General features: G+C 64.9%; 13 protein-coding genes. 10 read left to right on the top strand and 3 right to left on the bottom strand.

Annotated elements, in window-relative coordinates:
* Positions 1-79: 79 nt before the first annotated feature.
* A complete protein-coding gene (locus OSW16_RS08265) occupies positions 80-4,945 on the bottom strand; it encodes an NAD-glutamate dehydrogenase (RefSeq protein ID WP_267822193.1) in 4,866 nt (1,621 codons plus the stop codon).
* 249 nt (positions 4,946-5,194) lie between these two features.
* Here OSW16_RS08265 and OSW16_RS08260 point away from each other — a divergent pair, with 249 nt between their 5' ends.
* A complete protein-coding gene (locus OSW16_RS08260; RefSeq protein WP_241803101.1) occupies positions 5,195-5,551 on the top strand; it encodes a hypothetical protein in 357 nt (118 codons plus the stop codon).
* Positions 5,552-5,635: 84 nt separating this feature from the next.
* Here OSW16_RS08260 and OSW16_RS08255 read toward each other — a convergent pair whose 3' ends face one another.
* Positions 5,636-6,943 (bottom strand): T6SS phospholipase effector Tle1-like catalytic domain-containing protein, encoded by a 1,308-nt coding sequence (locus OSW16_RS08255; RefSeq protein ID WP_267822190.1) that lies wholly within the window; start codon positions 6,941-6,943, stop codon positions 5,636-5,638.
* Between the two features lie 219 nt (positions 6,944-7,162).
* Here OSW16_RS08255 and OSW16_RS08250 point away from each other — a divergent pair, with 219 nt between their 5' ends.
* From OSW16_RS08250 to OSW16_RS08225, 6 genes are read left to right on the top strand one after another with little or no spacing between them, the layout of a single operon-like run.
* Positions 7,163-8,122: an AAA family ATPase gene (locus OSW16_RS08250; protein WP_039601915.1), complete on the top strand. Its 960-nt coding sequence runs from the start codon at positions 7,163-7,165 to the stop codon at positions 8,120-8,122.
* Positions 8,123-8,126: 4 nt separating this feature from the next.
* Complete coding sequence (locus OSW16_RS08245; protein WP_241803100.1) at positions 8,127-9,071, top strand: DUF58 domain-containing protein; 945 nt, start codon at positions 8,127-8,129, stop codon at positions 9,069-9,071.
* A gap of 13 nt (positions 9,072-9,084) precedes the next feature.
* Positions 9,085-9,579 (top strand): DUF4381 domain-containing protein, encoded by a 495-nt coding sequence (locus tag OSW16_RS08240; RefSeq protein WP_241803099.1) that lies wholly within the window; start codon positions 9,085-9,087, stop codon positions 9,577-9,579.
* The gene (locus tag OSW16_RS08235) at positions 9,572-10,648 is read left to right on the top strand and encodes a vWA domain-containing protein (RefSeq protein ID WP_267822187.1); all 1,077 of its coding nucleotides are present in this window, start codon (positions 9,572-9,574) and stop codon (positions 10,646-10,648) included. Before OSW16_RS08240 ends, OSW16_RS08235 begins: the two co-directional genes overlap by 8 nt.
* Positions 10,645-12,363, top strand: a complete 1,719-nt coding sequence (locus tag OSW16_RS08230; RefSeq protein WP_267822185.1) for a tetratricopeptide repeat protein — start codon at positions 10,645-10,647, stop codon at positions 12,361-12,363. Before OSW16_RS08235 ends, OSW16_RS08230 begins: the two co-directional genes overlap by 4 nt.
* Positions 12,360-13,985, top strand: coding sequence for a BatD family protein (locus OSW16_RS08225; RefSeq protein WP_267822183.1), 1,626 nt, complete (start codon positions 12,360-12,362; stop codon positions 13,983-13,985). Before OSW16_RS08230 ends, OSW16_RS08225 begins: the two co-directional genes overlap by 4 nt.
* Positions 13,986-14,094: 109 nt before the next feature.
* Here OSW16_RS08225 and OSW16_RS08220 read toward each other — a convergent pair whose 3' ends face one another.
* Positions 14,095-14,526: a DUF2628 domain-containing protein gene (locus OSW16_RS08220; RefSeq protein WP_241803095.1), complete on the bottom strand. Its 432-nt coding sequence runs from the start codon at positions 14,524-14,526 to the stop codon at positions 14,095-14,097.
* Positions 14,527-14,836: 310 nt separating this feature from the next.
* Here OSW16_RS08220 and OSW16_RS08215 point away from each other — a divergent pair, with 310 nt between their 5' ends.
* The 3 genes from OSW16_RS08215 to OSW16_RS08205 are packed head-to-tail and all read left to right on the top strand — an operon-like array spanning position 14,837 to position 20,306.
* Entirely contained in the window at positions 14,837-16,075 is a 1,239-nt protein-coding gene (locus OSW16_RS08215; RefSeq protein WP_267822181.1) for an exonuclease SbcCD subunit D C-terminal domain-containing protein, read from the top strand.
* Positions 16,072-19,716 carry an AAA family ATPase gene (locus OSW16_RS08210; protein ID WP_267822179.1) on the top strand — a complete coding sequence of 1,215 codons (3,645 nt, stop codon included), beginning with the start codon at positions 16,072-16,074 and terminating at the stop codon, positions 19,714-19,716. Before OSW16_RS08215 ends, OSW16_RS08210 begins: the two co-directional genes overlap by 4 nt.
* Positions 19,713-20,306: a glutathione S-transferase gene (locus tag OSW16_RS08205; protein WP_267822177.1), complete on the top strand. Its 594-nt coding sequence runs from the start codon at positions 19,713-19,715 to the stop codon at positions 20,304-20,306. Before OSW16_RS08210 ends, OSW16_RS08205 begins: the two co-directional genes overlap by 4 nt.
* Positions 20,307-20,336 lie beyond the last annotated feature (30 nt).

The following is a 20,336-nucleotide window of genomic DNA, read 5'->3' as shown; positions in this document are numbered from 1 at the left end:
TCCCTCAGGTGGAACGCAGACAAAAAAAGCCCCGGCATCACTGCCGGGGCTTTTTCATTTCAGCTGACCAGCTGACCGATCAGGACGGCACCGCCACCGCCTGCCCGCTCATTGCCAGGTCGACCAGCTCGCGGTTGGCCACCGCATACATCGCATAGTCGGTTCCCGTCGCATTGCGCAGGTCATCGAGCATGGCGCGCCAGCGCTCGACCATGACCCGATGCTGCTCGGCCCACAGCGCCACCCGCGCATCCATGTCTTGCGGGGCATCGGCCATCTGCAGCACCGAGATGGTGATGGCCCGTTGCTGCAGGTCGATATCGTCGCGGAACGCCTCGCGGGCCAGGGCCTGCCAGTTGTTCTCGACCGGCAGGTTGCTGATTTCCTGCAAGTACCAGGTCAAGTCCAGCGCACTGCCCACGGCGAAGAACGCCTTGGCCACCTGGGCCGGCTCGTGGCCGGTCACGTCTGCCGCCTCGATGATCGGCAGCAACGTGTACAGGTGGCTGGTACCCGCCACCATGCGTGCGAGCAACTCCGGGACGCCGGCATCGACGAAGCTCTGGTAGCGGACCATCCAGCGTTCGCGGGTCGGCCCCTCCAGCAGCTCGTCGAGCTTGAGCCCCAGCTGGGCGATTTTGGGCCCGAAGTGCGCGGTGTCGCGCCCGGCATCCTGCTCGTTGCGCCGGCTGCGCAGGAACCAGCGGGTCGCGCGGCGGCCCAGGCGCATCAGCTCGTCCATCAGGGTAAGCTGGATTTCTGCCGGCACCTGGTAGTCCAGCGCCTCGATCTGACGGAACCAGTGCGGCAAATGGAAGATGTCACGCACGATCACATAGGCCCCGGCGACATTGGCCGGGCTCATGCCGGTCGACTCTTTCAGCCGCTGGACGAAGGTGATGCCCATGTTGTTGACCAGGTCGTTGGCGATCTGGGTGCTGACGATCTCGCGCTTCAGGCGATGGCGGCGCATGGCTTCGGCGAACTTGCTGACCAGCGACGGCGGGAAAGCGGTTTCCATGTCGCGGGTCAGGTAGTCGTCGTCAGGCACCAGCGACTTGAGCAACTGTTCCTTGAGGTCGATCTTGCTGTAGGAAATCAGCACCGAAAGTTCGGCACGGGTCAGGCCCTGGCCTGCCGCCAGGCGCTCGGCCAACTGCTCCTCGGTTGGCAGGAACTCGATCGCACGGTCCAGCTTGCCACGGCTCTCGAGGTCGGCCATCAAGCGCTTGTACTCGGCGATCCGCTCGCGGGCGCGACGCGCCGCCAACGAAAGCGCCTGGGTCTGCTTGTAGTTGTTGCCCAGCACCAGCGCGCCCACTTCATCGGTCATGCTGCCCAGCAGCTGGTTGCGCTGTTTCTCGGTCATGTCGCCACCCTGCACCACTTCGTTGAGCAGGATCTTGATGTTGACCTCGTGGTCGGAGCAGTCCACGCCACCGGCGTTGTCGATGAAGTCGGTATTGGTGGCACCGCCGTTGAGGCCGAACTCGACACGGCCAAGCTGGGTCATGCCGAGGTTGCCGCCCTCGCCCACCACCTTGCAGCGCAGTTCATTGCCGTTGACCCGCAACGCGTCATTGGCCTTGTCGCCAACATCGGCGTGGCTTTCGCTGCTGGCCTTGACGTAGGTGCCGATACCCCCGTTCCACAGCAGATCCACCGGCGCCTTGAGCAATGCATGCAGTAGCTCGGTCGGCGTCAGGCGGTCGGCCTCGATGGCGAAGCGTTCCTTCATCTGCGCGGTGATGGCGATGCTCTTGGCACTGCGCGGGAAGATCCCGCCGCCTTCGGACATGATGCTGGTGTCGTAATCGGTCCAGGCCGAACGCGGCAGGTCGAACAGGCGCTGACGCTCGGCGAAGCTGCTGGCCGGGTCCGGGTTCGGGTCGATGAAGATGTGCAGGTGGTTGAACGCCGCGACCAGTTTCAACTTGTCGGACATCAGCAGGCCGTTGCCGAACACGTCACCGGCCATGTCACCGACGCCGATCACCGTGATCGGGTCCTGCTGCACATTGATGCCGCGCTCGCGGAAGTGGCGCTGCACGCCCACCCAGGCACCACGGGCGGTAATGCCCATCTTCTTGTGGTCGTAGCCGGCAGAGCCACCCGAGGCGAAGGCGTCGCCCAGCCAGAAGCCGTAATCGATGGCGATGCCGTTGGCGATGTCGGAGAAGGTTGCGGTGCCCTTGTCGGCCGCCACCACCAGGTACGGGTCATCGTCATCGTGACGCACCACGTTAGCCGGCGGCACCACGCCGCCGTCCTTGAGGTTGTCGGTGATGTCGAGCAGGCCCGAGATGAAAATGCGGTAGCAGGCCACGCCTTCGGCGGCGATTTCGTCACGCGTGCCGCCCAGCGGCAAACGCCGTGGCAGGAAGCCGCCCTTGGCACCGACCGGCACGATCACCGAGTTCTTGACCTGCTGGGCCTTGACCAGCCCAAGCACCTCGGTACGGAAGTCCTCTTCACGGTCCGACCAGCGCAGGCCACCGCGTGCCACGTTGCCGAAGCGCAGGTGCACACCCTCGACCCGCGGCGAGTAGACGAATATCTCGAACTTGGGTACCGGCTTGGGCAGTTCGGGGATCAGTTTAGGGTTGAACTTGAAGCTGAAGTACGACTTGCTCTGGCCGTTGGCATCCGGCTGGTAGAAGTTGGTGCGCAGAGTGGCCTTGATCAGGTCCAGGTAGCGGCGCAGGATGCGGTCCTCGTTGAGCACCTGGACATCGTCCAGGGCGCTGAGGATGGCTTGCTCCAGGCGTTGCTGCTTGTCGTCCAGGTCATCGGCCGTGAGCTTGCGCGCCAGGTAGAAGCGGGTCTTGAACAGCCGGGTCAGCTCACGGGCGATGTCGGTGTGGTTGTTCAGGGTACTGGCGATGTAGCCGAGGTCGAAGCCCAGGCGGATCTGCTTGAGGTAGCGGGCATAGGCGCGCAGCAGCGCCACATCGCGCCATGGCAGGCCAGCGGTGAGCACCAGGCGGTTGAACGCGTCATTCTCGGCATCGCCCTGGACGATATGGATGAACGCATCCTGCAGGACGTCGTTGAGTTGCTGGATGTCCAGGCTCAAGCCTTCGCTGTACGTGAAGGCGAAGTCGTGGATCCAGTACTCACGACCACTGGCGTGACGCAAGCGGTAGGGGAACTCGCCCAGCACGCGCAGGCCGAGGTTTTCAAGAATCGGCAGCACGTCCGACAACGCCAAGGGCGTGTCCGCGTGGTACAGCTTGCAATGCAGCAAGCGTTCGCCCAGACGCGTCAGCGGCTGGTAAAAGCTCATCGCCAGCGGCTTGCTTTCGGACAGTGCCAGCACATGTTGCAGGTCGACCACCGCCGAATGGGCGGCGAAGCGCTCACGGTAGCCGGCCGGGAAGCCTTTGGGGAAATCGGCGAGGATGTTGGTGCCCTGGGCTTCACCGAAGTTTTCCACCACCAGCGCGGCGTAGTCGTCATGCCACGAGCGGCAGGCCTGGATCACTTCGTTTTCCAGTTGCTGCGGGTCGATGGCGATGCGGTTCTTCGGGTCGACGCGCAAAATCAGCTGCACGCGCGCCAGCACCGATTCGGAGAAGAACGTCCAGAACTCGCAGTCGCTGGCCTTCAGGCGCTCCATCAGCACCTGCTGGATCTTCTGCCGCACTTCGGTGGAATAGATTTCCCGTGGCACGTAGGCCAGGCAATAGCAGAAGCGCCCGTACGGGTCCTTGCGCAGGAACACACGGATCTTGTTGCGCTCCTGGATCTGCACGATCGACATGACCGTGCTGAACAGCTCGTCGATCGGGGTCTGGAACAGGTCATCGCGTGGCAGCACTTCGAGCACCTGCGCCAGTTCCTTGCCAAGGTGGGCCTTGGCGTCGAAGCCGGAGCGGCGCTCGACCTCGGCGACCTTGACCCGGATGTAAGGAATGGCGTGCACGCTCTCGCCGTACACCGAGGAGGTGTAAAGGCCCATGAAGCGGTGTTCCTTGACCACCTTGCCATCGGCGTCCAGCTGGCGGATCGAGACGTAATCCGGGTAGGCCGGGCGGTGGACCCGGCTGGGCAGTGCGGCCTTGGCGAACGACAACAGCAGCGGTTCGGCCAGGTACGCCACCGCGTAGTCTTCGATACGCAGCTCTTCTGGCGTCAGGCCCACACGCAGGCGGCGCGGCAAGCCAAGGAACGACTGCTCGTCGTAGACCATCTGGCCGCCGGCGCTGTCGGCCTGCACGGTGAATTCTTCATAACCGAGGAAGGTGAAGTGGTTGTCCAACAGCCACTCGAGGAAGGCCTTGACCTCATCCTTTTCATGGTGAACCGGCGCGAAAGCGGTTCGCTCCACCAGCTCCATGACTTCTTGCAGCTTGGCTTTCATCGGTTCGAAATCGGCCACCGCCACCCGCACCTCGGCCAGCACCTGCTCGATTTCGCGGGTGAGCACCGTCAATTCGGCAGCGTTGGCGCAGCGGTCGATCTCCAGGTACATCAGCGACTCATGGCACACACCCTCGCCCTGGGTGCCCTTGGGCAGCAGTTCGAGCAGGTTGCCCTTGGCATCACGACGCACGCTCAGCACGGTGGTCTGCAGGGTATGGATGCTGTAGCCGCGGCGGTTGAGCTCGGTACGCACCGAATCCACCAAGAACGGCAGGTCATGGTGCAGCACCTCGACCACGGTGTGGGTCGACTGCCAGCCATTGCGCTCGTAATCGGGGTTGTACACCCGCACCAGTGGATGCTCGGGGTCGAAGCGCTCGATGATGCGCCAGGCGGAAAGGGTACAGCCGGCGAGGTCCGAAAGCCTGCGCTGGGTGAGTTCGTCCATGGAAATGATGCCGAAGAACTGCTCGGCGAACAGCGCCACTTGTGGCAGGGACTGCTCGCTGATGTGCTGCGCCAGGGCCGCTTGCAGTTGGTGCTGGAAGTCGGCTTTGCTGGCTGCGGTGAAGAACGCCATCTGTGGTACTCCGCTTGGGCTTTGTAATAGTTGAAGCGTCGCGTACGTCCGACGATCACGGATCAACGATAGCCAACCCATGGCAAGCCGGACGGTAATGTTCAGGGCTCGCGGAAGCTTAACGACTGATCGGTCATCACCGCTTGCAGCGCTGCGACAATTTCGGTCAAGGGGGGGAAACTTTACGTTTATCGATCCCCCCAAGGCTGTCAGAATTCACTTTCGTTTCCATTGACCCGAGCCGCCCTCATGCAAATCCACACCGCCCTGCTGTTCGCCACCCCTTGCGATGACGAGGAAGACAACATGGCGACCTTGTGCTGCCATAGCGACAAAGGGCAGATGTTCCTGCTCACCCGCTACCCGGACGAGGACACCGTGGACCTGACCTTGGACGATGAACCGTCGACCCTCGATGGCCTGAAAGTGACCTTGAGCGCCCAGCGCCTGCTGATCGAAGTGGCAGCCGGGGATCGGGATGCGTTGAAGGGTGACGAAACCCTGGAGATCGTGCTGACGTCGGCGGGGACGGACCTGGAAGAGGTCGAGCTGACCTTGCGCACTATTCTGGATGGCACAGGGACCTTCGTCAGCGAGCTTCGATAGACGACGGGCGCGTCGACCGCCCGGTGGACGTGTCGGCGCATTCAAGCCTGCTTGAGACCTGCCCTTGAAATGGCGGCAGGTACGTCAACCCACCGGGTTCCTGTGCAGCACCCTGCCCGCCTTGCCCGGCCGGTCGATGAACAATGCGTCCAGCGAACTGTTATCCAGCCCTTTCACGGCGTTCCAGTGCGCCGATGTGTGCACGTATTTCGCCTGCAACAACGCTCGCTCCTGGGGCGTCAGGTGCAATTGCGCACATTGACCGAGGGCAAACTCATGCAGCTTGCGGCTGACAGGCAGCAATTCTGCCGGCAGGCGATGCGCATCGTCACCGCCCAGAGGGGCGAACGCTACCCCACCGCGCACGGCCAGTTCACGCATGATGCTGAGGTACACACGTGAAAGATGGCCACTGACTTCACGTTCTCGGTACACAGCGGCGTACACCTGCTTTTCCGGGGTATCGCGCCTGGCTCGGCTGCCTTCGATCGGCACCTCCCAGCTGAGCAGCCGGGGCCGCGGATCGACCACGCTTGCAAAGGTCGAGCTCAGCAGCCCAGTGACTGCCGCATGGGCGCGCGTGCAGTGGGCCGGTGTCGTGTGCGCGACCCGGCTCGAATGCGGTTTGCACAACAGTACCTGCTCACGCATGCGCTCCACATAGCCGCCACCGATATTCGAGTGCACACCCGGCACGACAATGTCGTTGTCGCTACGCACCAGCGGGAAGTTGTGGCGCTGCTCATCACCTGCCACCAGTTGCACGACCTGCCGGGCGACACGCGTGTCCAGCCCGAGGCGCAAGCCACCGTGGCGATCGCTGGCTGGGCCGAAGCTGCCTCGCAAGGGTGCAACGATTGCCGCCACGGTATCGAACAGGCCAATGAAGTTGATCGCCCTCGGCCCGTGCAGCTCAGCCGGCAGGCCCGTCTCATTCGTGCCCAGGCGATTGGCCAGGTGCCTGGCCGCCGCCGCACCGCGGCTGAAACCGAACAGGTCGAATTCGATGCAGTTGGGTACAACCTGGGGATGCTCAGCCCGATAATCGCGCAGCTGCCTGCCAACCTCTGCCAGCGCCTGCTCTACTCGCGCCGCCACCCCCGCGCTTCCGCGCCCCGTCGCCTGGGCGAAGGGCGAGTCAGGGCCACCGTGGGTTGTACCGATCCCTTCCACATACACGTTGAAATGGACCTGCCCGTGCACGGGCCCGCAGGGATAAAGCGCGTGCAGCAAGGCAATGTTACTGCGCGCATTGGCGTAACTGCCCCCTGCGCAGCCGTGGCCGGTGGCGGCCAAGGGTGCAGCATTGCCCTGATTGTTGCCGGTGCCGTCGAAAAAAACGCCCACCCGCACGGTAACCGGGGCAGGCACAGCGGACTGCTTGCTCATCATCACGCGCCTTCATGATTCGAAGGGCACAAGCAAGCGCCAGATCACCGCCAGCGCAAATCAGAGAACACCGCAATGGCATGCGGATAGTGCGACCTTTCGATGCGCATAAAAAACCGGGGCGTAATTGGTCGCCACCCCCCGGATAGATTAAAGTATCCACCCCTGCCAGGTCCGTCGCGCTACGCGCCCGCCCTGGCCCAATCCCAGGAACCGCCGCCGATGGAACACCGTGAAGCGCTGATCGCGCTACGCACCTTTCTTTCCTCCCAGATCCTAGGCCAGGAAAAACTGGTCGAGCGGCTGTTGATCGTGCTGCTGGCCGACGGCCACATGCTGGTTGAGGGCGCCCCGGGCCTGGCCAAGACCAAGGCCATCAAAGAGCTGGCCGAAGGTGTCGAAGCGCAGTTCCATCGCATCCAGTTCACGCCCGACCTGCTCCCGGCCGACATCACGGGCACTGAAATCTATCGCCCGGAAACCGGCAGTTTCGTCTTCCAGCAGGGGCCGATCTTCCACAACCTGGTGCTGGCCGACGAAATCAACCGGGCACCCGCCAAGGTGCAGTCGGCGTTACTCGAGGCAATGGCCGAACGCCAGGTCAGTGTCGGGCGCAGTACGTACGACCTGTCGCCGCTGTTTCTGGTCATGGCCACGCAGAACCCGATCGAGCAGGAAGGCACCTACCCGCTGCCGGAGGCCCAGCTCGACCGTTTTCTGATGCACGTGAAGATCGGTTTCCCCGATGCGGCAGTGGAGCGACGCATTCTTGCCCAGGCCCGCGGTGAAGCGCTGGGAGGCGAAGTCAAACCTGAACGGCGTGTCAGCCAGCAGGCCATCTTTGCCGCACGCAAGGAAATCCTCGGCCTGTACATGGCCGACGCGGTAGAGGAATACCTGGTGCAACTGGTGATGGCCACGCGCACACCGGCCAAGTTCGATACCGAGCTGGCCGACTGGATCGCCTATGGCGCCAGCCCGCGCGGCTCCATCGCCCTGGATCGTTGTGCACGGGCGCATGCCTGGCTGGCCGGGCGCGACTTCGTCAGCCCCGAGGATATCCAGGCCGTACTGTTCGACGTGCTGCGCCATCGCATCATCCTGTCCTTTGAAGCCGAAGCGGCCGGGGTCGACCAGGATCGCGTGGTCCAGCGCATCCTTGACGTCGTCGCCGTTGCCTGACCCCATGCCCACCGCTCAGCAGGCCGAACCCGGCATCCGCATCGGCCTCGCCGAGCTGATCGACATGCGCCACCGCGTGCGCGAAATCCAGTTGTTCTCCCGGCCTGGCCAGCGCAGCCCGCTGGTCGGCCTGCACCACTCCAAGCTGCGCGGGCGCGGCGTGGACTTCGACCAGGTGCGCGTCTATCAGGCCGGTGACGACGTACGCAACATCGACTGGCGGGTCACCGCACGCACCCAAGAGCCGCATACCAAGCTGTTCCATGAAGAGCGCGAGCGGCCGATCTTCATCCTCGTCGAGCAAAGCCAGCGCCTGTTCTTCGGCTCGGGGCTGATGTTCAAGTCAGTGCTTGCGGCCCAGGCCGCGGCGCTGTTCGGTTGGGCGGCGCTGGGCCACAACGACCGCATCGGCGGGTTGGTGTTCGGCGATGATGAGCACCACGAAATCAAGCCGCGGCGCAGCAAGCAGAGCCTGCTGCAGCTGCTCAACCGTATGGCGAAGGTCAATCAGGCGCTGCACACCGAAGCCGCGCCCCACGCCGACAGCCTGGGCCTGGCGCTACGCCGCGCGCGTGAAGTACTGCGCCCAGGCAGCCTGGCCATCGTCATTTGCGACGAGCGCTCACTCAGCCCCCAGGCTGAACAGCACCTGGCGATGCTCTCGCGCCATTGTGACCTGCTGCTGATGCCAGTGTCCGACCCCCTCGACCATGCCTTGCCTGCAGCAGGCCTGCTGCGTTTCTCCCAGCGCGGCGCGCACCTGGAGCTCGACACCCTGGACACCAACCTGCGCCAGGCCTACCGTCAGCAGGCCGAAGCACGCATAGAACGCTGGGAGCTGATGGCCCAGAAGCTGCGCGTGCTGCTGATGCCCCTGAGCACCCAGAGCGAAATGATCGAGCAACTGCGCGAATACCTGAATGCACAGCGCCCACGGAGCGGTTCATGAAGAGCAGCGCCCAATGAACCCTCTGGACCAGTTGCAACCGCTGATACCTCCTTCAGCGATCGGCCTGTGGCCACCGGCACCTGGCTGGTGGCTGCTGCTTGGCGTCCTCCCCTTCCTGGCCTGGGGCCTGTGGCGGCTGCGCCGCTGGCGCCCCGGCAAGCGCAGGATAGTGCGTGCCGAGCAACCGCTGGACCCGGTACGCCTGGAAGCCCTGGCCGAGCTGGCCCTGCTGCCGCGCCCCTACGACGGCGCACCGGCCGGGGCCTGGCTGCAACAGATCAACGCCTTGCTCAAGCGCCTGTGCCGCAACCACTACCCTGGCGCCAACAGCCATACCCTCAATGGCCGCCAGTGGCTGGCGTTCCTCGACAACCGCTGCCCCGCTGCCGGCCTGACCCGCTGGATGGTGCTGGTAGAAGGCGCGTACAAGCCGGAATGCAAGCTTGACGACAAGGCCATTGCCGGGCTCAGTCAGGCCGTCGAAACCTGGATCCGCAAACATGTTTGAACTGGCCTGGCCGTGGATTTTCCTGCTGCTGCCGCTGCCGAGGCTGGCGCGCCTGCTGCTGCCTGCCGCCGACAGCGGCGAACCGGTGCTCAAGGTAGGCTTTCTCAACGAACTCGAAAGCCTGGCCGGGCGTCGGGCACGGCTGAACCTGCCGACCTTGCGCCAGCAGGCACCGTTCGCGCTGATCTGGCTGTTGCTGCTGCTCGCCGCTGCCCGTCCGCAGTGGCTGGGCGAACCGCTACCGGTGGCCGCCAGCGGCCGGGACCTGCTGGTGGCGGTGGATGTGTCCGGCTCCATGGATTTCCCCGATATGCAGTGGCAGGGCGAAGAGGTCAGCCGCCTCGACTTGGTCAAGGCGCTGATGGGCGATTTCCTGCAAAACCGCGAAGGCGACCGCGTCGGCCTGATCCTGTTCGGCAGCCAGGCGTACCTGCAGGCCCCCCTGACCTTTGACCGGCGTACCGTACGCACCTTCCTCGACGAAGCGCAGATTGGCATCGCCGGCAAGAACACCGCCATCGGCGACGCCATCGGCCTGGCGGTCAAGCGCTTGCGCGAGCGGCCGGCGCAGAGCCGGGTGCTGGTACTGATCACCGACGGTGCCAACAACGGCGGGCGGATCCATCCATTGACCGCTGCCCGCCTGGCCGCCCAGGAAGACGTGCGCATCTACACCATCGGCATCGGCGCCAACCCCGAGGCCAGCGGTACGCCGGGCCTGCTCGGCCTCAACCCCAGCCTGGACCTGGACGAAGCCTCACTGAAGGAAATCGCCGACCTGACCCATGGCGCCTACTTCCGTGCCCACGACGGCGCCGAACTGGATGCGATCGGCGATACCCTCGACCAGCTCGAACCGGTCGCCCAGCAGCCAACCCAGGCCCGCACGGCAACTGCTTTGTACGCCTGGCCACTGGCCCTGGCCTTGCTGCTCAGCGTGCTGCTGGTGGTGGCGGTGCAATGGCCAGACAACCTGCTGCAGCGTGCGCTGCGCCGGCCACGCTTCCTGCAGCCCCACCCGCAATGGCGTGAGCGCCTCAAAAGGCTGCGCCTGAGGAGGCGGCGATGATCGACCTCTGGCCGCACTGGTTGCGCCCACTCTGGCTGCTGGTGGTACCGCTGCTCGCCTGGCTGGTGTTCAAGCTCTGGCACCGGCGCAGGCGCGCCGGGCGCTGGCAGATGATCCTGCCGCCGGCCTTCCACCCGGTGCTGCTCGGTGGCGGCAGCGGCAGCCACAGCAAAATGCCCTGGGTCGCACTGGGCCTTGCCTGGTTACTGACGGTGCTGGCGCTGCTCGGGCCGAGCTGGCAGCGCCTGGAAGAAACCCGCCAACGCCCGGCCGACCCGCTGGTGATCCTGCTGGAGCTGACCCCGCAGATGCTTGCCCAGGACACGCCGCCCAACCGGCTGCAGCAGGCGCGGCGCAAGGTCCTTGACCTGCTCGAACACCGTCGCGACAGCCAGACGGCCTTGATCGTCTACGCCGGCAGCGCACACACCTTGGTGCCGCTGTCCGACGACCTGAGCACCACGCGCAACCTGCTCGAGGCCATCGACCCGTCGATCATGCCGCAGCCCGGCCAGCGCGCCGACCTGGCCGTGCAGAAGGGCCTGGCCCTGCTGGCGCAAAGCGGCCTGGGCGAAGGCCGCCTGTTGCTGATCGGTTCGGCATTGAGCGACCCGGAACGCCAGGGCATTGTCCAGGCCCTTGGCCGCCAGGGCCCGAGCCTGTTGATGCTCGGCATCGGTACCCGCGAAGGGGCGCCGGTCCGCCAGGCCAACGGCGAGTTTCTCAAGGACGAGCAAGGCGGCATTCTGGTACCGCGCCTGGACAGCGGCGGGCTCAGGGCGTTCATCAACGGCACCGGAGGACGCTACCGTCATGCCCGGATCGACGACCTCGACCTGCGTGGCCTCGGCCTGTACGACAACCCGCGCATCCTGCGCAATGACGGCCAGAACCTGCAGCTCGACAGCTGGGCCGACCAAGGCTACTGGCTGTTGATACCCCTGTTGCTGCTGGCCGCCTGCGCCGGTCGGCGCGGCTGGCTGTTCTGCCTGCCGCTGCTGCTGGCCCTGCCGCAGCCGAGCCAGGCGTTCGAGTTCAATGACCTGTGGTTGCGCCCCGATCAGCAAGGCCAACGCCTGCTTGAACAAAACCGCCCGGTGGAAGCCGCGCGGCACTTCCAGGACCCGCAATGGCGCGGCATGGCGCTGTACCAGGCCGGTGACTATGCCGCTGCCGCCACCGCCTTCGGCCAAGCCAATACCGCCGCTGCCCACTACAATCGAGGCAACGCCCTGGCTCGCAGCGGTGAGCTGGAAGCCGCCCTGGATGCTTACGAGCAGGCCCTGGAGCATCAACCCGACCTGAAGCCGGCGCTGGACAACCAGGCCCTGGTCCAGCAACTGTTACAGCAGCGTCAAGGCCAGGCCGAGGAACAACCGGCCCAAGACGATGCCCAAGGCACGCCGGGCAGCGAGACCGAGGGCAACAGCAGCTCGGCGAGCAGCCCCGCCCAGGGTTCGCCGGGCAGCGAAGAACAGACAAACACCGATCAACCCGTTGAAGGCAGTGGCAACAACCAGGCCGCACCCGGTAACCAGGTGGGCGACGATGACAGCATCACCCAGCCGCCCAAGCGGCCGGTATCGACCAGCCTCGATGCCGAACAACGCCAAGCCCTGGAACAATGGCTGCGGGAGATCCCCGACAACCCGGCGCAGCTGCTGCGACGAAAATTCTGGTACGAACAGCAATTGCATCAGGAATCCCAACGATGAGTCGCCTTGGCGTCTTTCTCCTCAGCCTGATATGGGCCGTGCTCGCCCAGGCCGAACCGACCCTGCAGGCCAGTGTCGACCGCACCCGCCTGGAGGCCGGTGAAACCTTGGAGCTGACCCTCGAAAGCCAGGACGTGACCCAGTTCGGCAAGCCCGACCTGCGCGCCCTGGACGGCGACTTCGAAGTACGCGGCACGCGTCAACTGAACAGCCTGCACACCCTCGATGGCGAGACCCGGGCCAGCACTCGCTGGATCATTACCCTGCTGCCGCGGCGCAGCGGCAGCTTGCGTATCCCTGAGCTGCAACTGGGGCAATCGCGCAGCCAGGCCATCGACCTGCAGGTGGTGCAAGCGGATGCCGACCGCCCGGACAGCGCGTCCCAGGTGTTCATCGAGGCTACCCTGGACACCAGTGATGTCTATGTCCAGGCGCAGGCCGTGCTGACCTTGCGCATCTACCATTCGGTGTCGCTGTACGACGACAGCAGCCTTAGCCCGCTGCGCCTGGAAAACGCCAAAGTCGAACCGCTGGGGGACTCGCGTACCTATGAGAAGGACATCAACGGCGTACGCCACGGGGTGATCGAGACACGCTACGCACTCTATCCGCAGCAGAGCGGCAGCCTGGACATCGCGCCCCTCACGTTCACCGCCACTGCCGCCGATAATGCGCAGCAGCCTGCGGGCAGCGCACGTACAGGCCGCCAGGTACAGGTCAGTTCGCTGCCGCTGCGCCTGAACGTTCGCCCTATCCCCGCCGCCTGGCCCGCAGCCGAACCGTGGTTGCCAGCCCGTAGCCTGGCCCTCGAAGAACACTGGAACCCCGACCCCGGCACACAGCCAACCCAGATAGGCGACTCCCTGACCCGCAGCATCACCCTGCGCGCCGAGGGGCTGTCCAGCACCCAACTGCCGCAATTGCCGGCCACCGAAATCGTCGGCCTGCGCCGCTACCCGGACCAACCGCTGCTGCGCAACGAAATCAGCGAGCGCGGCATGACCGCCAACCGCGAGGAGCGCGAAGCACTGGTGCCGACCCACAGTGGCGAGCTGGCGCTGCCGGCACTGGAAGTCACCTGGTGGAACACCCGCGAAGACCACCTGGAGCATTCCAGCTTGCCTGCGCGCACCCTTAACGTGCAGGACAACCCGGCCCTGAGCGCCGAGAGCCCGGTCGGTGATGCCAGCACGGGCAGCAGCCGGCTGTGGCCCTGGCAGCTCGCCACCCTGGTGTTCGCCCTGACCACGCTACTGGGCTTCACCCTGTGGTGGCGCGCCCGCTCGCAACCGGCCGTGCTGCGGGCCGCCCAGACTGGCCCCAGCCCACGCACCCTGCTGGACGACCTCAAGCGCGCCTGCCAGGCCAACGACCCACAGGCCACCCGCCAGGCGCTCGATGCCTGGGCGCGGCAACAGCCAGAGACCCTGGCGGAGATGGCGGCGCGGTTCGTGCCGCTGTCGGATGCTTTGGATGGTTTGAACGGGGCGTTGTATAGCGAGAGCGGCCAATATTGGCAGGGAGAGGATCTGTGGCGGGCGATAGGGACGATTCCACCGGCAGAACACGTGTTACTGCCGTCTGGGGAGCCAGGGGGCTTGCCACCGCTTTATCCGAAGTGATTGGGAGAGGGGCGCGGGCCCGTCTAGCGTGCTGTAGCGCACGTCAGACAAGCCCGTCCAAACCAGGATGCGATCCTGACTGCTCCCGCTCTGCGACAACCCTGAGCGATCAGATGAAGCGGTGACCCTGAAACGGGTTCCAGCCCTGCTCGCCTTTGGTCTGTTTCAGGTAATAAGCGTAATTGGTCAACATGCCGTACAACACGGCAAAGGCCACACTGAAGCCTTGATCCAGCGCCCGAGGCACTGCATTACCCGTGGCAGCCTCGTAAACACCTTCAAGCAGCCCGACGCCAATGATGATGGCCAGCATGACCAGGTTCTTCTTCCACATGCCCAGGACGAACCAGTAGATCGGGCCAAAGAAGAATCCGAGGAAATTGTTGTTGATCAACAGTTTCTTGCGAAACGGCAAAGCGCGGAACGCCGCTTTGTAGGTCGCTTCACGTGGGCCGCCGTGCTGATCGAAGAAGGCGAACCGCTCCTGCCATTTAGGCTTGAGGTTGGCGTAGTCGGCCTGGATTTGTGGCGTGCTTTGCATAAAAATTCCTTTTCAGATGGGATCCGGTAGCCCACACCCGCAGCACTGCACGCGCCGCGGCCGGGGTAAGGGATTAGAGCATCGGCGATGGCTGGCATCAAGCAAGCAGATGGCCACTATGTCGACCCGTTCGCATAATGGATTGCCCTTGTAGCGCACTGCCCCGCCCTTTGAATGCACCGAACACGGCCAGGCTCCAGACAATCGCCAAGCCACTTGAGTTACCATACCGCCCTCCTTCGAAGGCCACCTTGGCGCTGTCATGACGCCAAGCACCGAAGCCTTCATGTCCCAATCCAACAGGTCATCCATGCGTCTGTTTCACACCTCCGACTGGCACCTGGGCCAAAGCCTGCACGGCCAGGAACGCGACTTCGAACACGCCTGCTTCCTCGACTGGCTGCTCGGCCAGCTGCGCTTGCGCCAGCCCGACGCGCTGCTGATCGCCGGCGACATCTTCGACACGGTCAACCCGCCGGTCAAAGCTCAGGAGCGGCTATACGACTTCATCGTCCAAGCCCACGAGCAACAGCCGAAGCTGGACATCGTGATGATCGCCGGCAACCATGACTCCGGCTCGCGCATCGAGCTACCCGCCGCGCTCATGCGGCGTCTGCGCACCCACGCGCTAGGGCGCGTGCACTGGCTGGATGAGGGCCAGCTGGACGCCGAACGCCTGCTGATCCCGCTGACCAACGGCCGCGGCAAGGTCGCAGCCTGGTGCCTGGCGCTGCCTTTTTTGCGTCCAGCCGAAGTCACCGGCCCGCAGTTGGGTGACGACTACCTGCAGGGCATCAACCAGGTGCACCAGCAATTGATCGCGGCCGCGCAGAAAAAACGCAAGAAGGACCAGGCGCTGATCGCCATCAGCCACGCGCACATGGCCGGTGGCGCGGTGTCCGAAGACTCCGAGCGCAGCCTGATCATCGGTAACGCCGAAGCCCTTCCGGCCAAACTGTTCGACAAGGCCATCAGCTACGTTGCCCTGGGCCACCTGCACAAGCCGCAGAAGGTCAACCGCGAAACCCGCATCCGCTACAGCGGCTCGCCGATCCCACTGTCGTTCGCCGAAATCAACTACCCGCACCAGGTGCTGGAAGTCGAGCTCGACGGCGCCGAGCTGGTCAGCGTCGAGCCGCGCCCGGTGCCGCGCGCCGTGGCCCTGCAGCGCATCGGCCCTGCGCCCTTGGGCGAACTGCTGGAGCAGCTTGCCGAACTGCCGGTGATCGACCTGCTCGACGACCCCAACCGCCAGCCGTGGCTCGAAGTGCGCGTGCTGCTGGACGAGCCGCAGCCAGACCTGCGCCAGCAGATCGAAAGCGCCCTGCACGGCAAGGCGGTGCGGCTGATCCGCATCAGCGCCGAATATGCCGGCCGTGGTAACGACGAAGAAAGCGAGCTTGAGTTCGTCGAACTGTCGCAGATGACCCCGCAGGACTTGTTCAGCCGCGCCTGGGAACAGGCTTACGGCAACCCGGCCGACGAGCAGGCCCTGGCCGACTTCGCCCTGCTGCTGCAGGACGTCCAGCTGGAAGAGGAACAGCCATGAAGATTCTCGCCATCCGCCTGAAGAACCTGGCATCCCTGGCCGGCCCGGTCGACATCGACTTCACCGCCGAACCCCTGGCCAGCGCAGGCCTGTTCGCCATCACCGGGCCTACCGGTGCCGGCAAGAGCACCTTGCTCGACGCTCTGTGCCTGGCGCTGTTCGGCACTGTGCCGCGGCTCAATGACATTGGCCGCGAAGCCAAGGTGCCAGATGCCGATGGCGAAATCCCTACCTCGGACCCGCGCAACCTGCTGCGCCGCGGCACCGGCAGCGGCTTTGCCGAGGTCGATTTCGTCGGCATCGACGGCCACCGTTACCGCGCGCGCTGGGAAGCCAACCGTGCCCGTGACAAGGCCAATGGCAAGCTGCAGTCCAGCCGTCAGAGCCTCTATGACCTGGACAGTGAGCAGGTGCTGGGCAGTGGCAAGAACGAATACAAGCAACTGATCGAAACCCGTCTGGGGCTCAACTTCGAGCAGTTCACCCGTGCCGTGATGCTGGCCCAGAGTGAATTCGGCGCCTTTCTCAAGGCCGACGACAAAGAACGCAGCGAGCTGCTGGAAAAACTCACCAACACCGCGATCTACACGCGCCTGGGCCAGCGTGCCTTCAGCAAGGCCCGCGAAGCCGGCGAGGCGCACAACGCGCTGAAAGACCGTGCCAGCCACCTGCTGCCGATGGCCGCCGAAGCCCGAATCGAGCTGGACACGCGTCTGGAGCAGGCGCAGCAACACTTCAAGGCCGAGCAAGCCCGCCAGCGCCAACTGGAGCAACAACGTACCTGGCTCAACGAGCAACGCCTGTTGCAGACGCAACTCAGCGAAGCCGGCGCCGCCCTGCACGCTGCCGAGCAGAATTGGCAAGCCATGGCCGAGCAACGCCTCGACCTGCAGCGCCTGGAACGCCTGGCACCGCAACGGCACCAGTTCCATCGCCAGCAAGTACTGACCGCACAACTGACGCCGTTGGCGGCGCAGATTGCCGAGCAACAACAGCTGCAAGCTGAGCTGCAGGGGCACACCCAGGCGCTGGAGCAGGCGCTGGTAGCCACGCGCCAGGCACTGGCCGACAGCCAGGCGAAGCACAGCGAAAGTGCCCCGCGCCTGCGCCAGGCATTTGCCGGCCAGGACAGCCTGGCGCGCCTCGACACTGAGCTGGAGGCGCAACGCACCGCCAGGGAACAGGCCGACCTGCACGTCGCCGAAGGCCAGCAACAGTTGCAGCAACTGGATGAACACCAGCAGCGCAGCCTGCAACAGCTGGCGCAGATCGACGCGGCCTTGGCAGACAGCCAGCACCTGGCCGGCCTGGCCAATGCCTGGCAGGCCTACCTGCCACAACTCAAGCAAGTCATGGTGATTGGCGGGCGCCTGAGCAAGGGCCGTGAGGAGCTGCCTGGCCTGCAGGCGCGCGCCAGCGAGGCCAACGCGCAGTGGCAGGCCCAGCATGACGCGTTCGAGCTGTTGTTCCGCGAAGCCAAAGCCGAGCCGCAGGCGCTGGCTGAGCAGATCGACCTGCTCGGCAACATGCTGCAGGACAATCGCAAACAGCAGCGGGCGGTCGAAGAACTGTCGCGCCTGCATGGCCGCGAGCAGGAGCTGCGCAGTCAACTGGAGGGGCTGCGTGAACGTCACCAGCAGGCCATGCTGCAACGCCAACAGCTGATCGGTGAAGGCACCGCAGCCAAGGCGGAGCTGGAAGCGGCCGAGCAGGCGCTCAACCTCACACGCCAGTTGCTGGAGCGTCAGCGCCTGGCACGCAATACCAGCGTCGAAGAACTGCGCGGCCAACTGCGCGACGGCGAACCGTGCCCGGTCTGTGGCAGCGCTGAACACCCGTTCCACCAGCCTGAGGCTCTGCTGCAGAGCCTGGGCCGACATGACCAGGCCGAAGTGGATGCTGCGCAAAAGCACGTCGAAACGCTCAACGGCAAACTGGTGGAGCTGCGCACGCAGCTTGGCGTGGTCAACGCCCAGCTCAAGGACCATCAACAGCAACAGGCGCAGCTGGGCGAACAGTTGCAGCCGCTGGTTGCACAGGTACAGTCGCACCCCCTCTGGCCTGCCCTGGCGCCACAGGACGACAAGGCCCGTACCGCGTGGCTGGACAGCCAGCTGCAGCGCCTGGACGATGAGATCAAAAAGGACGAGAAGCGTCAAAGCGCCCTGCTCGCCCTGCAAAAAGACGCCGCCCGCCTCACCCAGCAATTGCAGGCCGCGCAGCAGGCGCAGCAAGAGGCCCAGCGCCACCTGGAGCAACAGCACCAAGCCCTGGCCAACGATGAACAGCATCTGCAACAAGGCCTCGATGACTTGGCCAATGTGCTGCCGGCTGATGTGCTGAAGGCCTTGAGTGATGATCCGGCCAATGCCTTCCTCAGCCTCGACCAGCAGATCGCGCAGCGCCTGCAACAGCTGGAGCAGCGCAAGGACGAGCAGGACGAGCAGCACGCGCGTCAACTGCAACTGGACAAGCTACGCGACCAGCAGCAGACGCGCCTGCAGGCTCAGCAACACCTGCAGCACACCCTCGACGCCCTCCAAGCGCAGCGCCTGCAGGCCCAGGCGGAGCTGGCCACGCTGCTCGGCGACCATAGCAGCGCCGAAGCTTGGCAACACCACCTCGAAGCGCAGCTGGAACAGGCCCGCGCCCTCGATGCCGAAACCGCAGAGCGCCTGCAGGCGCTGCGCAACCAGGGCGTGCAACTGGCCGCGGAGTTGAAGGCCAATACCCAGCGCCAGCAGGCGCTGGAGCAGGAGTGCCAGCAGCTTCAGCACGCAATCGCGCAATGGCGCAGCGACCATCCCGAACTGGATGACAGCGGGCTGGACCGCCTGCTGGCCATGGACGATAACCAGCTCAGCACCCTGCGCCAACAGCTACAGGCAGCAGAAAACGCCATCGAGCAAGGCCGCGTGCTGCTCCAGGAGCGTGAACAGCGCCTGCAGCAGCACGCCGCTCAGGCACAGGGTGGCCTGCATGGCGAAGACCTCGAGCAAGCACTGGCCGGCCTTGCCGAGCAACTGGCCGCTCAGGAACAGCAATGCGCCGAGTTGCGCGCGCAGCAGGCTGACGACCAGCGTCGCCAGCAGGCGTACCAGGCCCTTGCCTGCGAAATCGAACAGGCCCACCAACAGTGGCAACGCTGGGCACGCCTGAATGCGCTGATCGGCTCGGCCTCTGGCGATGTGTTCCGCAAGATCGCCCAGGGCTACAACCTCGACCTGCTGCTGCACCATGCCAACGCCCAGTTGCGCCAACTGGCGCGGCGCTACCGCCTGAAACGTGGCGGCAGCGCCCTGGGGTTGCTGGTGCTGGACACCGAAATGGGCGACGAACTGCGCTCCGTGCACTCCTTGTCTGGCGGTGAAACCTTCCTGGTCTCGCTGGCGCTTGCCCTGGGCCTGGCGTCAATGGCCTCGAGCACCCTGCGTATCGAGTCGCTGTTCATCGACGAGGGGTTCGGCAGCCTCGACCCGGAGTCGCTGCAGTTGGCCATGGACGCCCTCGACGGTCTGCAGGCGCAGGGGCGCAAGGTCGCGGTCATTTCCCACGTACAAGAGATGCACGAGCGTATTCCGGTGCAGATCCAGGTGCGTCGCCAGGGCAATGGCCTGAGTGATGTCGAGGTGTGCGGGTGATTCTTTTCTCCTTCCGCCGCTGCCCTTGGGCCATGCGAGCGCGCCTGGCCCTGCACTATGCCGGGTGCGAGGTGCACATCCACGAAGTGGCGATGAAGAACAAGCCGGCCGCGTTGCTGGCTCTGTCACCCAAGGGGACGGTACCGGTGCTCGATACCGGTGAAGGCGTGCTGGAGGAAAGCCTGGACATCATGCGCTGGGCGCTCGAGCGCAATGACCCGCAGGACTGGCGGTTGCAAGCCGACCCTGCCGCCGCGCGACAGGCTGAACGGCTTATTGCCCGCAACGACAGCGAGTTCAAAGCGCAGGTCAACCTGTACAAATATGCCGAGCGATACCCCGAGCACACGCGCGAACACTACCGCCAGCAGGCCGAGGCCTGGCTGGCCGAGCTTGAACAGTTGCTAGAGGGCCGGCCCTACCTGCTGGCCAGCCATGCAAGCCTGGTCGACGCCGCGCTGTTGCCCCTGATGCGCCAGTTTGCCGGGGTCGAACCGCAGTGGTTCGCCGAGGCGGCTTATCCGCGTGTGCGGAGCTGGCTGGAGAGGTGGCTGGCGTCTGAACTGTTCAAGGCGGTGATGGCCAAGTGAGTTGGCCGGCGCCTGTCGCGGTTCGCGCAG

The organism is Pseudomonas putida, assembly GCF_026625125.1.
Classification (GTDB): domain Bacteria; phylum Pseudomonadota; class Gammaproteobacteria; order Pseudomonadales; family Pseudomonadaceae; genus Aquipseudomonas; species Aquipseudomonas putida_X.
The sequence above is the reverse complement of the archived record's forward strand: the minus strand, read 5'-3'. Positions and strand labels throughout refer to the sequence as shown.